Annotated in this window: 11 protein-coding genes; 4 read left to right on the top strand and 7 right to left on the bottom strand. The window is 40.5% G+C overall.

Annotated features, from left to right (window positions below; all coding sequences use genetic code 11):
* Positions 1–60: 60 nt before the first annotated feature.
* Positions 61–987, bottom strand: a complete 927-nt coding sequence (mdh, locus tag CLV81_RS11215) for a malate dehydrogenase (protein ID WP_106147479.1) — start codon at positions 985–987, stop codon at positions 61–63.
* A 248-nt stretch (positions 988–1,235) separates the two neighbouring features.
* On the opposite strand from mdh, the gene CLV81_RS11210 reads away from it, so the two are divergent.
* Entirely contained in the window at positions 1,236–1,607 is a 372-nt protein-coding gene (locus tag CLV81_RS11210) for a hypothetical protein (protein ID WP_106145220.1), read from the top strand.
* A gap of 81 nt (positions 1,608–1,688) precedes the next feature.
* Here CLV81_RS11210 and CLV81_RS11205 read toward each other — a convergent pair whose 3' ends face one another.
* Together CLV81_RS11205 and gyrB are read right to left on the bottom strand one after the other, a co-directional pair.
* A complete protein-coding gene (locus tag CLV81_RS11205; protein WP_106145219.1) occupies positions 1,689–2,696 on the bottom strand; it encodes a DUF6588 family protein in 1,008 nt (335 codons plus the stop codon).
* Between the two features lie 72 nt (positions 2,697–2,768).
* Positions 2,769–4,709, bottom strand: coding sequence for a DNA topoisomerase (ATP-hydrolyzing) subunit B (gene gyrB / locus CLV81_RS11200; RefSeq protein WP_106145218.1), 1,941 nt, complete (start codon positions 4,707–4,709; stop codon positions 2,769–2,771).
* Between the two features lie 607 nt (positions 4,710–5,316).
* Between gyrB and CLV81_RS20890 the strand changes: the two genes are divergently transcribed.
* Positions 5,317–5,511 carry a hypothetical protein gene (locus CLV81_RS20890; protein WP_313790284.1) on the top strand — a complete coding sequence of 65 codons (195 nt, stop codon included), beginning with the start codon at positions 5,317–5,319 and terminating at the stop codon, positions 5,509–5,511.
* 94 nt (positions 5,512–5,605) lie between these two features.
* Here the strand turns inward: CLV81_RS20890 and asnB are convergent, their stop codons facing one another.
* Positions 5,606–7,276, bottom strand: coding sequence for an asparagine synthase B (gene asnB, locus CLV81_RS11190; RefSeq protein ID WP_106145217.1), 1,671 nt, complete (start codon positions 7,274–7,276; stop codon positions 5,606–5,608).
* A 240-nt stretch (positions 7,277–7,516) separates the two neighbouring features.
* On the opposite strand from asnB, the gene CLV81_RS11185 reads away from it, so the two are divergent.
* On the top strand, positions 7,517–8,056 hold the full coding sequence (locus CLV81_RS11185; RefSeq protein ID WP_106145216.1) for a DUF2911 domain-containing protein: 540 nt from the start codon (positions 7,517–7,519) through the stop codon (positions 8,054–8,056).
* Positions 8,057–8,105: 49 nt separating this feature from the next.
* Here the strand turns inward: CLV81_RS11185 and CLV81_RS11180 are convergent, their stop codons facing one another.
* Both CLV81_RS11180 and CLV81_RS11175 read right to left on the bottom strand, forming a co-directional pair.
* The gene (locus tag CLV81_RS11180; protein WP_106145215.1) at positions 8,106–9,728 is read right to left on the bottom strand and encodes an amidohydrolase; all 1,623 of its coding nucleotides are present in this window, start codon (positions 9,726–9,728) and stop codon (positions 8,106–8,108) included.
* A 48-nt stretch (positions 9,729–9,776) separates the two neighbouring features.
* Positions 9,777–10,733 carry an OmpA family protein gene (locus CLV81_RS11175; protein ID WP_158259117.1) on the bottom strand — a complete coding sequence of 319 codons (957 nt, stop codon included), beginning with the start codon at positions 10,731–10,733 and terminating at the stop codon, positions 9,777–9,779.
* Positions 10,734–11,033: 300 nt separating this feature from the next.
* Here CLV81_RS11175 and CLV81_RS11170 point away from each other — a divergent pair, with 300 nt between their 5' ends.
* The gene (locus CLV81_RS11170) at positions 11,034–11,357 is read left to right on the top strand and encodes a carboxypeptidase-like regulatory domain-containing protein (RefSeq protein ID WP_106145213.1); all 324 of its coding nucleotides are present in this window, start codon (positions 11,034–11,036) and stop codon (positions 11,355–11,357) included.
* A 4-nt stretch (positions 11,358–11,361) separates the two neighbouring features.
* On the opposite strand, the gene CLV81_RS11165 is transcribed toward CLV81_RS11170, so the two are convergent.
* On the bottom strand, positions 11,362–12,450 hold the full coding sequence (locus tag CLV81_RS11165; protein WP_106145212.1) for an OmpA family protein: 1,089 nt from the start codon (positions 12,448–12,450) through the stop codon (positions 11,362–11,364).
* Positions 12,451–12,487 lie beyond the last annotated feature (37 nt).

Here is a 12,487-nt window from a genome sequence, read left to right as displayed (position 1 = left end):
AATTGCCATTTCTCGTCCTTTGGATTCGAAATGGCAATCTTATGTCCTTTTATCAGGCTTTTACAGTTGAAGCAATCCGTTGGTTTTGCTTACACCTTCAGCGCTTTCCTGCATTTTAGCCTTTTCGGCGTCACTTAACTCAATTTCCACCACTTTTTCAATACCGTTCTTCCCTAAAAGAACTGGTACACCGATACAAATATCATTCAATCCGTATTCGCCTTCCAGATATGTGGAACAAGGGAACATTTTCTTTTGGTCGCATGCAATGGCCTGCACCAAACCAGAAACTGCCGCACCAGGAGCATACCAAGCACTGGTACCCAATAGCTTGGTCAAAGTGGCTCCCCCTACTTTCGTTTCTTGAACCACATAATCCAGCTTATCATCGCTCAAGAATTCAGAAACTTTCACGCTATTCCTTGTTGCATGTCCGATTAACGGCACCATACCTTTATCACTATGTCCACCGATTACCATCCCGTCCACATCGGAAATAGGTGCTTCCAAAGCTTCTGCCAAACGATACTTAAAACGAGCACTGTCCAAAGCACCACCCATCCCAATGATTCGGTTTTTTGGAATATCTGTGGTTTTATGTACCAAATATGTCATGGTATCCATTGGGTTACTTACGACAATAATTATGGTATTAGGAGAATGTTCCAATAAACTTGTGGCCACGGTTTTCACAATGCCCGCATTGATTCCTATCAATTCTTCACGGGTCATACCTGGTTTTCTTGGAATACCGGAGGTTATTACTGTTATGTCGCTACCAGCTGTTTTGGAGTAGTCGTTGGTGCTGCCGGTAATTTTGGTATCAAATCCATTCAATGATGCGGTTTGCATCAAATCCATTGCCTTTCCTTCGGCGTATCCTTCTTTGATGTCCAACAATACAACTTCTGACGCGAAATCCTTCATCGCGATATATTCAGCGCAACTTGCGCCAACGGCTCCTGCCCCAACAACGGTAACTTTCATGATTTTCGGTTTAAATTTTAACAGCTCCAAAAATACGGCATTTGAAGGAGAAAAAACCTGACTTTTTCCCATTTTACGATATCACAATATGGGAATGAAAACCGTATGTAAATTCTTCCCAATGTTAAAAATCTGAGTCATTCAACGAGAAAACACAAAACAGATGAACCATACATCGATTTTGCAACAATAGATCATCTCTTTTTGACGTTCTCTTAGTCCCAAATTTTACCTAATGTGATTGACCTATGAAGAAGCTCTTTTCTTTGCTGTTGATTGTACTAATAATTGCCGTGAGCAATTGTACGGATATTCCAGAAAACAATGACCCAATTTTGGGCATCTGGGCACGAACAGCCACCGTATCCGAGGATTCTAAATCCACATCCTCCATAAAAGAAGAATGGATTTTTAATGATGTCTACTTAGGCAGATACCAAAGATATTCCAATAATACTCTCGCTTTCTATACTGACTTTAAATGGTCCAATGAAGATGGTATTTATACGATTACCTATTCGGGAACCGATATTGAAGAAGTAACTGTTAGTTTGGAAGTGGGCAATGAGCCCGAAACACTGGCGCTTGAAGACGGAGCTGTTTTCGCTACTAGAGAGTAGACGGAGACCTGCACTCTATGAAAACAGGACGCCCCGGCAAATGCCGGGGCGTTCATGTTTATAGAATTTTCTTTTTCGTTATTATCTGAAACCGAAGTTAAGTCCAAAAGTAAAGGTGCTGAACTCTGAGAGGTTATATTCGGCATTGAGTCTAAAGAATCCCAACTTTATTTTAGTACCCAAATTAGCAGACACACCATTCGCATCTTGAGAAACTGTAAAAGGATCAATAACGGTAACGGGTAAGAATGGGCCATTGGCCTCATAAGTTCCTAATAAATCAATATCGGAACTACCAGTAATATATCCAATCCCACCATAAAAATTAATCACTGGAATCTTCCTTGTGGAAACCACGGCACTGAAATTCCAAGTTCTAAAAGAAACGTCAAGACGTTGATTACTTCCGTCAATTACCCCAGTATCCGTAAAATCATAATCTCCATTAAGGTTCGTGTATCCGATTACTGCAGAAATGGCCACAGGGAGTACCTTGTCCGCTGGAAGTAGTTTAGTGAACTCGTATTGAATACCTGCACCAAACAAGCCAACGTTGGCCTCATCTATCTCAATCTTAGGTAAAAATCTTGCCTTAACTTCCAAACCTTTTACGAGTCCAACACTGGCTTGAACAAATGGTGTAGGAATGAAATTAAAATCTTCCGCGGCAAGTCCGGCTGGCAATTCAAATTCTTCCCTGAATAAACCTGATTCATCTTCAACAACAACAATAACGCCTTCAATATCTCCTAAAGCTGTTGAAACCGGCCTTGCTTGGCCAGGGTTGGTAACAAAATCCAGGTTTTCGTAATCACTTGGATTGAGAATGAAGCTCCTTTTATCATCCTTATTCCTAAATCCCGTTAAATTACCAATTATTGAAATTTCAAAACCTCCAAGAGGTTTTGCGTCCGCAGTATTATACCATCCATTTGAAATACTAAAAATACCCGCTTCTGCAACAGGTCCCAAATAGGCATTGGCAAAACGCTCTGCGTCATTTACACCGGAAACAAATAAATTATTGAGGTCTTGAGCCGTACCCATAGTACTTATGAATAGGACCACTACGACTAAAAGTCTTTTCATCTTGTAAAATTTTTCTTAAAACTAAAAAACTCGCCTTGCAAGGGCGAGTTTTTGTTGTGAAACAAACGTTATTTATACATCTATGTTCGCATAGACGGCATTTTTCTCAATGAATTCTCGCCTTGGGGGCACTTCATCACCCATCAACATAGAGAAAATCCGATCTGATTCAGTGGCGTTTTCAATGCTAACTTGGCGTAAAGTTCGAAACTCCGGATTCATGGTGGTATCCCAAAGTTGCTCTGCATTCATTTCCCCTAAACCTTTATAGCGTTGAATACTGGCACCACCTTTCATTGATTCAATAATCTCGTCTCGCTCTTGATCATTCCATGCATATCTTCTTTTAGCACCTTTTTTGACCAAATAAAGGGGTGGAGTTGCTATATAGACATGACCTCCTTCAATCAGCTCTCTCATATATCTAAAGAAGAAGGTAAGAATCAAAGTCTCGATGTGGCTACCATCGACATCAGCATCACACATAATGACTACCTTATGGTATCGGAGCTTCTCCAAATTCAATGCTTTGCTATCTTCTTCGGTGCCAATGGTTACACCAAGTGCGGTATAGATGTTTTTGATTTCTTCGTTTTCAAACACTTTGTGCTGCATGGCCTTTTCCACGTTGAGGATTTTACCTCGAAGTGGTAAAATAGCCTGAAAGTTTCGATCTCTTCCTTGTTTGGCAGTACCTCCTGCAGAATCACCCTCTACCAAGAACACCTCACATTTTGTTGGGTCTTGTTCCGAACAGTCTGATAGTTTTCCTGGTAACCCTCCAACGCTCATTGGATTTTTACGCTGAACCATTTCACGTGCCTTGGCGGCCGCATGTCTTGCTTGCGCGGCTAAAATCACCTTTTGAACAACTGACTTGGCATCATCTGGATGCTCCTCCAAATAATTGGTCAACATTTCAGAAACCGCTTGACTTACCGCACTGGTAACTTCCCTGTTTCCTAATTTCGTTTTGGTCTGCCCTTCAAACTGTGGTTCGGCCACTTTGACGGAAACAATCGCTGTAAGTCCTTCTCTAAAGTCATCACCAGAAACTTCAAACTTCAGCTTATCCAGCATCCCTGAAGAGTCTGCATATTTTTTCAATGTAGAGGTCAGACCTCTTCTAAACCCCGATAAGTGGGTTCCTCCTTCATGGGTGTTGATGTTATTCACATAAGAATGTAGGTTTTCGGAAAAACCTGTATTATAAATCATAGCCACCTCTACTGGAATTCCATTCTTCTCCCCTTCCATAGAAATAACACTTTGAATAAGCGGCTCCCGGGTCTCATCCAAGAATTTTATGAATTCCTTCAAACCTTCATTAGAGAAGAAAGTTTCAGCTACAAACTCCCCCTTTTCATCTTTATTACGTTTATCTGTAAGCGTTATGGTAACCCCTTTGTTCAAATAAGCCAATTCACGCATACGATTTGCCAAAGTATCGTAGTTGTACTCCGTGGTTTGGGTAAAAATGGATTTATCGGGCTCAAAAGTGACAACAGTCCCTGTAATATCTGTATCGCCAATGCTTTTTACAGGATATAGGGTTTTTCCGCGCTCATACTCCTGCTCCCATATTTTTCCCTCCCTGTGGACCGTGGCCTTTAAATGGTCGGATAATGCATTTACACAAGAAACACCAACTCCGTGGAGTCCCCCGGAAACTTTATAAGAATCTTTGTCAAACTTACCCCCAGCACCAATTTTCGTCATAACCACTTCCAAAGCGGAAACCCCCTCTTTTTTGTGCAACCCTACTGGAATTCCCCTACCGTTATCCTGAACCGTAATTGAATTATCCTCATTGATGGTAACGCTTATGGTATCGCAATGACCTCCCATAGCCTCATCAATGGAGTTGTCCACTACTTCATAGACCAAGTGATGCAATCCTCTTGGCCCTACATCTCCGATATACATGGAGGGGCGCATTCTTACGTGTTCCATCCCTTCAAGGGCTTGGATACTGTCCGCAGAATACTGGTTTTTCTTTGCTTCTTCGCTCATATATATTCGATATGTTATTTTGTAAATTTCAAATCTTACAAATATAAGCAAAACCCAGTAAAATTAGGGCATTGAACTGCTTTTAAGATTGAAGTTATCAACAGATTTCTGTGGAAAAGTAGCATATCAAAAAGGATGGTAATTATTCACTAAAAATGGTCTTAAAACGTGTTTTTTAACGCTTAAAATCACTCTACTGCATATTTGGACTTAGGACCAAGTCAAATGTGAGAAATTACATATTTTTTAAACAGAAAATAATGTAAGAAATGGATTCCGGACCTATTTTTGAGTAAACAATAAAATCTATACCATGAAAAAAATCAAATTTTCACTTTTAGCAATCATTGGGTTTATGTTTGCTGTCCAGGCCCAAAACGGAAGTCAAACCAGTTAAGGAAATTGGTTAATTGAAGCCAATACCGGGTTTGGGCTTGTTTCATCTGGAGACGCTACGATATGGAGTATTGGTGCCGAAGGAGGATACTTTCTTGCCGACGATTTAGCCATAAAGGCAGGACTTGGTTATTCTGATTTCGACGGGACTACTATTTTTACTTATAAGCTAGGGGCAAAATACTACGTTATAAGCACCATTCCTGTTCAATTGGATATTACAGGTGCAAGTTTTCAAGATGCCACTGAGAACCCACTCTGGGTGGGCTTACAAGGAGGTTATGCCATCTTTCTTTCGGACCATATTAGTGTAGAGCCGGGCCTGCGCTATAACTTTAGTCTTAACGAGGATTTTACCGATGAGGGAATCTTTGAATTCAGAATAGGGTTTGCACTCTTTTTCTAAAGAACACAAAAAGCCCCTTTAAAAAGGGGCTTTTCCGACTAATTGAAAATGAACAAAACCTCATTCATCTACCGCACGAAACTATCTTTAAAACTTACTTCACATAGGCATCTTCGTGAACATGTGCCACAGCCCTACCTGAAGGGTCATTCATATTTTTAAATGCTTCATCCCACTCCAACGCTATCTGCGTACTACATGCCACAGAAGGTTCTTGGGGAACACTTAATGCAGCTGCATCTGAAGGAAAGTGTCCTTCAAAAATGGAGCGATAATAATATTCCTCTTTAGTGGTTGGGGTTTGTATTGGGAACTTAAAATGGGCATTTTTCAATTGCTCATCCGAAACCTCTTCTTCCACCAACTGTTTTAAGGTGTCAATCCAGCTATATCCAACACCATCTGAGAATTGTTCTTTTTGACGCCAAGCCACACTTTCTGGCAAATACGACTCAAACGCCTTGCGAACCACCCATTTTTCCATGCGCTCTCCATTGATCATTTTATCCTTTGGGTTGATACGCATCGCCACGTCCATAAATTCTTTGTCCAAGAAAGGAACACGACCTTCGATTCCCCAGGCTGCCAGAGACTTGTTGGCACGAAGGCAATCATACATATGGAGTTTATCCAGTTTTCTTACTGTTTCTTCATGAAAGTCCTTTGGACTTGGTGCCTTATGGAAATACAGGTACCCCCCAAAAAGTTCATCTGCACCTTCACCGGATAAAACCATCTTTATTCCCATGGATTTAATCACCCGGGCCATCAAATACATGGGCGTGGATGCTCGTATGGTGGTAATATCATAAGTTTCCAGATTGTAGATTACATCCTTAATGGCATCCAATCCCTCCTGGATGGTAAACTTGATTTCATGGTGAATGGTTCCTATATGGTCGGCTACTTTTTGGGCGGCAGCCAAGTCCGGAGAACCTTCCAAACCTACCGAAAATGAATGCAGCTGAGGCCACCAAGCTTCTTTGGTGTCACCAGATTCTATTCGCATCTGAGAATACTTTTTGGCAATGGCAGAAGTAACCGAGGAATCCAATCCACCAGATAACAATACTCCGTAAGGAACATCGGACATTAACTGGCGATGGACTGCAGCTTCAAGGGCATCCTTCAATTCTTGAATGCTGGCAGCATTCTCTTTCACCGCTTCGTACTCCATCCAATCGCGTTGATACCATCTTTTGAATTCGCCATCCGAGCTATGCATGTAATGCCCTGGAGGGAACAATTCTATTTTGGTACAAACACCTTCCAACGCTTTCAATTCCGAAGCTACATAAAAGGTGCCGTTTCTGTCCCAGCCAATATATAAGGGAATAATACCCATATGGTCCCGCGCAATGAAATACTCGTCCTTCTCGCTATCATAAATGGCAAAACCAAAAATCCCGTTCATTTCATCCACAAAATCAACTCCCTTTTCTTGATAGAGCGCCAAAATTACCTCACAGTCAGATTGGGTCTTGAATTCATACTGCCCTTCAAATTGCTTTCTTAACTCCCTATGGTTATAGATTTCACCGTTTGCTGCTAATATTAGTTTACCATCTTCACTTAACAGAGGTTGCTTTCCCGAAGCTGGGTCAACAATGGCCAATCTTTCGTGAGCCAAAATGGCCTTATTATCTGCATATATTCCACTCCAGTCCGGTCCACGATGCCTCACTTTTTTGGACATTTCCAACAACTGGGGTCTTAGTTTATCTACACTTTCCTTTATATCAAAGGCACATACAATTCCACACATAATCCTTTTCTTTTATTCTATGGTGAAACAAAAATGAACCCTTAATATTAAAAATGAAACTCAAAAGAATTATTTAAATACAAAATGAAACCTTAAAGTGGTTATTTGTTGATATTCGAAAGCATTATGTAACAGAATTCATTTTTTTTGAACATTTTGAAAGGTTGTTAAAATTTAACGTCTCTTTATAAGTATCCCGGAGATATACCTCCTAGTTTTGAACGCATAAATTTTATAAACATGAAAAAACTAATTCTATTTTCTTTTTTAACCCTTGGTTTAGTTTTTACTACTGAAGCTACGGCACAAAAATTCAGTGGTCTTGACAAAAGTCCGGCTGATATTGCCTCTTACCCTACAAGTTATAGGGAAGCAGATAAATCCGTACGCGTGGTTTATAGCAGACCTCAACTTAAGGGAAGAAATCTTTCTGACCTTGCTCCTGCCGGAAAAGTATGGAGAACAGGAGCGAATGAAGCTCCCGAAATCACTTTTTACAAGGACGCTACTTTTGGAGGCAAGTCCGTGAAAGCTGGAACCTATGCCTTGTTCACCATACCTGGTGAAGGTGAGTGGACCGTTATTTTGAACAGCAACTTGAATCAGTGGGGAGCCTATTCCTATGATAGTGCAGCCGATGTTACGCGTGTAACAGGAGCAGTTTCTACAGATTCTGAGTCTTTGGAAGCTTTCTCTATTGCTTACAAGGACGTTGACGGTGGAGCCCATATGGTTATGGGGTGGGGAACTACTCGTGTGGCCGTGCCTGTTTCTTTCTAAAAAGAGAATTTTGAAAAAATTAAAAAGCGAGCCTTAGGCTCGCTTTTTTTTACTTTACCTGTTTTCCCCCAACAAAAACCTGCTCTGCTTTTAGGTCTGGAATGTCTTGTTCGGGTACAGTCATAATATCTTCACTCAGGATAACGAAGTCTGCCATTTTACCAACCTCAATACTTCCCTTTTCATCTTCCTCAAAATTGGAATGTGCGGCCCAAATGGTCATCCCTTTAAGGGTTTCTTCTCTAGAAAGTGCATCCACCATTTGAAATCCGCCTTCTGGATAGTTATCCAAATCTTTTCTGGCCACTGAGGCATAGAATGTAAGGAAAGGACTTACTTGTTCCACTGGAAAATCGGTGCCCAAAGCAACGGTTCCTGATTTTTCCAGTAGCTTTTTAAATGCGTAAGCACCCTTTATGCGTTCAGGACCCAATCTATCTTCCGCCCAATACATGTCACTAGTGGCATGGGTAGGTTGCACTGAGGGTATAATGCCACTTTTAAAGTAATCGAAGTCCTTTTCGGAAACCACCTGGGCATGTTCCACTTTCCAACGTCTGTCCGCTTTACCTTCCAATACTTTTTGATAGGTTCTTAGAATCACTACGTTGGCCGAATCGCCAATGGCGTGCGTATTCATTTGGTAATCCGTTGCTGCGATACGTTCTGCAAGACCCTCAATCTGGTCAACGGGGGTAATCATCGCACCAAAATGACCTTCCTTATCTGAATATGGGGCTTTCAGTGCCGCACCACGAGAACCCAAAGCGCCATCGCCATAAACCTTTATGGAGCGTACGTTAAGCCTATCTGTTTTGATAATTCCTTTATTCAAATAGTAGTCTAAGTTTTCCGGAGTATTGCTAACCATGGCGTACACCCTAATTGATAAATCCCCCACCTGATGTAGACTGTCTATAAGTTCTATGGTAGAACGATGCAGACCAGCATCGTTTACTGTGGTAAGCCCATATTCAAAACAAAGCTTTTCCGCTTCTTGCAATGCTTGAATTTGTGAAACACGATTGGGTTGGGGCATAACAGCATCCACCATGGCCATAGGGGCATCCACAAGAACCCCAATAATTTGACCATTTTCCTTTACAATTTCGCCTCCTTGCACATACGTAGAGTTATCTATACCTGCCATTTTAAGTGCCTTATGATTCACGAGATAGGCATGTCCGTCCACTCGTTCCAAAACCACGGGGATATCAGGAAACATTTTATTAAGGGCTTCATTAAAGGGGAATTCCTTGACTTCCCAATCATTTTGGTCCCAACCTCTTCCCAGTATAACATTAGACGGATTTTTTTCATGGAAATCAGCTACTCTTTGAAGAACTTCATCATAACTTTTGGTTCCAACCAAATCCACAACTTGTTGGTTAAGTCCCAATCCATAAAAATGGCAATGCGCATCAATGAGCCCGGGAACAATGGTTTTCCCCCCAGCATCAATTTTCTGGTCCGCAGAAAAGCTTTCTCCGATATTCACTTTTTCAGAAATGGCAACAAACTTTCCATCTTTAATTGCCAACGAAGAAGCTTTGGAAAAGCCACTATCAACGGTATAGATGTTTGCATTGTATACTATGAGGTCTACCTCTTCTTTTGAGTCACAACCAAGAAGAAAAAGGGATAGTAAAAGAAAGGTAATAGACTGTTTCATATGTAATGGGTTTCCCCAAAAATAGGAAAAGTCTAGAGAGAAATATTCTTAACGATTATCGAACTTGGTCATAACAAACTCTACCCTACCATCTTCAAAATCTTTTGCTTTTAGCTTACCATTCCGAAGTGGCTTTGTATCCCCAACACCTTCCCAAACAATACGGTCTTCCGCAATGCCCAGCTTTTTTAAATGAAGTGCTACGGCCCTAGCCCTCAAGGAAGAGATGAACTTGTTGTATTCCGTAGTTCCAATGTTTTCGGCATGTCCAGTAATCTTCATTTGTACTTCGGCATTTTCCTTTAGGTATTTGAAAATCTTCTGAACACTAGCCAACGCCTTTGCATCCAATTCGTACCCTTTGGGCTCGAAAGGATTTTGCTCCATCACATATATCTTGTCTTGCTCATAATTCACTCGTGGCAGTTCTTCCAGGATAAAATTGTCTATATAGTAGTACGAGAAGTCACTGGATGACGGTAGTTTTGCGGCATTCAAAAGTTGGGTATTCCCATTGTTATGGAAATTTCCAATCAAGATATGGCTCTCAAAGCCCCTGGCATCGAACTCAGCGGATAACGTAACCCATCCCGAAGTATCTGCCATAGAATTGTCGGCCTTTAATTGGACTTCATGAAATTCCAAATCCTTTTCCAAATCCAATCTAGACTTCGTCAGAACTGAGGAGTTTGGCACTTTTACCTTACGGTTTACCAATAGAATTGACATGGATTTCAATGCCAAATTGGAGTTTTCTGCCAAGCTCACTTGAAACGATATCTTATATGGATGTTTTTCGCGGAGTTTTTTGGCCGTATTCAATTGAGCGTACTCCCTATAATCATTCAGTGCATAAAAATACAATCCAATGTATGCTGAACCTTCAGCGGCAGACTGATTTCCCTTAAAATTGGAAGGAACACCAAAGTCTTCGTTAGCACATTGATTGAAATAATCTCCTGAGCTGGACGTTGGCAAGGATACATCCTCAATTAAGACATCCATTGGAGACATATAGATTGGACAATCCGAAAAATTCTCAAACCCTGAATTAAGAATAAGGTTTTGAGCAGAAAGTACAGTGCAAAAAAATATACTGAAGCTAAAAAGAAATAGTCTACGGGCACCCATTTTGTGTTTTTTTTGTTGTTTTGGTTCCCGTTATGTTAATTAACGCATAACTCACCTCCGTATTGCGGTTTGCTTGTGTATTGGACCATTTATGTTGTCAACAAAGTATCCTTGTATGTGAGTGTATACTAAAATTGGTTTTAAGCCGTTATCAATAGTCCAAATCTTACTGTAATGCGCAAAGGAACCTTTACGCTTATACTTTTTGCTATTCCCATTTTTGGCTTTAGTCAAAATACTGTTACTGGGAAAATTATTGATGAATTGGGGCTTCCCATTTATCTGGCAACGGTGGAGATTAACTCAACCGAGGATACTGCCTATACCGATTTTGATGGAGTTTTTACCATTGAAAGTGAAAAGGACTTTCACTGGAAGATAAACATCAGCTCCAAGGGTTATAAAACGGAATCTTTCTTTGTTCTAAGTGGAGGTAGTGCAGGAGAAATTGTTCTAGAGTACAATGAGGAAATGAGAAAGCTTTTGGAAGGTAAATAACCTCTCAGTTGTCCTCAAATTTAGTCATCACAAATTCAACCCTTCTATTCTTTTTTCTTCCTTGGTCCGTTAATGTGCTATCCAAAGGTTTCGTGTTGCCGTAACCTTTGTATGAGATTCTGTCCTTATCCAGCCCTAACCGAATCAAATATTTGGCCACTGTATTCGCACGTTGTTTGGAAAGTACACTGTTGTACTCTTCGGAACCCATATGGTCTGTGTGACCGCTTATATCTACTCTTAGATTAGGATGTTTCATCAAATAAGAATAAACTTCTCTCAGATTGTATTTAGCCTTTGGTAAAAGCTCAAACTTATCAAAGTCAAAGTTTACATGCTCCAAGACATAGCTTTGATTGGGCTTGTATTCGGGTCCTAAATATTCCAAAACCACATTATCTACATAATAATAGGCATAGCCTTCTGGTTTTGTCTGGTCTTTTTTGAAGTCTAAATATTTAGTTCCACCATTGCTCTTAAAATTCCCAAGAATCAAATTTTTCTCAAATCCCTTCGCTACAATGTCCAAGCTTATTTTCATCCAGTCTTGTTTATCTTCATAAAAACCAGAATTGGAAAAAGATTTCGAATGAGTGGTTTTCACACTTTGGGAAGACAACATGGCGTTTGAAAGTTGTCTTTTTGTATGTATGGAAAGTGGTTTCGCCGAAAACACAGCGCCCATATCCATAACAGCTCCATCTGATTTTTCGGATAGGCTTAAAGAAAGACTTAATCGATAGCGGTGCCCTTTTTCTAAGGTTTCCGTTAGTAAAACTTGAATATATTCCCTGTAATCTTTTGGGGCGAACAAATAAAGTCCTATGTAGCCATGCCCTTCAAAAGCTTTTTGTTTTCCCTTGAAGTTCATGGGAATACCAAGCTTGGTCTTGCTACAAACATTAAAATAATCGGTAGTACCCAAGGTGGGGGCATTCCAATATTCTGTGTCCTTGTTTAAGTTGCTCATTTTGACGGGGCATTCCACAAAATCTTCAAAGCCTCCGTTATGTACAAGATTTTTCTCTTCTTGTGAGCAGATACCTAAAGTATACAGGCAAAGGACCAATAAAAGTATGAACTGTAATCGCATGATTTCATGTTCAGATTTGGGTCTCTAGACCACAAAA

Source organism: Flagellimonas meridianipacifica (assembly GCF_003001695.1).
GTDB lineage: Bacteria > Bacteroidota > Bacteroidia > Flavobacteriales > Flavobacteriaceae > Flagellimonas > Flagellimonas meridianipacifica.
Note: the sequence above shows the minus strand (reverse complement) of the source record. Positions and strands in the feature narration are given on the sequence as shown.

Excerpts from the sequence above, each read along its gene's own strand:
- CLV81_RS11170 (WP_106145213.1), top strand. The coding sequence starts at position 11,034 with ATGCGCAAAGGAACCTTTACGCTTATACTTTTTGCTATTCCCATTTTT.
- CLV81_RS11165 (WP_106145212.1), bottom strand. The coding sequence starts at position 12,450 with ATGCGATTACAGTTCATACTTTTATTGGTCCTTTGCCTGTATACTTTA.
- CLV81_RS11210 (WP_106145220.1), top strand. The coding sequence starts at position 1,236 with ATGAAGAAGCTCTTTTCTTTGCTGTTGATTGTACTAATAATTGCCGTG.
- gyrB (WP_106145218.1), bottom strand. The coding sequence starts at position 4,709 with ATGAGCGAAGAAGCAAAGAAAAACCAGTATTCTGCGGACAGTATCCAA.
- CLV81_RS11205 (WP_106145219.1), bottom strand. The coding sequence starts at position 2,696 with ATGAAAAGACTTTTAGTCGTAGTGGTCCTATTCATAAGTACTATGGGT.
- asnB (WP_106145217.1), bottom strand. The coding sequence starts at position 7,276 with ATGTGTGGAATTGTATGTGCCTTTGATATAAAGGAAAGTGTAGATAAA.
- mdh (WP_106147479.1), bottom strand. The coding sequence starts at position 987 with ATGAAAGTTACCGTTGTTGGGGCAGGAGCCGTTGGCGCAAGTTGCGCT.
- CLV81_RS11180 (WP_106145215.1), bottom strand. The coding sequence starts at position 9,728 with ATGAAACAGTCTATTACCTTTCTTTTACTATCCCTTTTTCTTCTTGGT.
- CLV81_RS11185 (WP_106145216.1), top strand. The coding sequence starts at position 7,517 with ATGAAAAAACTAATTCTATTTTCTTTTTTAACCCTTGGTTTAGTTTTT.
- CLV81_RS11175 (WP_158259117.1), bottom strand. The coding sequence starts at position 10,733 with ATGGATGTCTTAATTGAGGATGTATCCTTGCCAACGTCCAGCTCAGGA.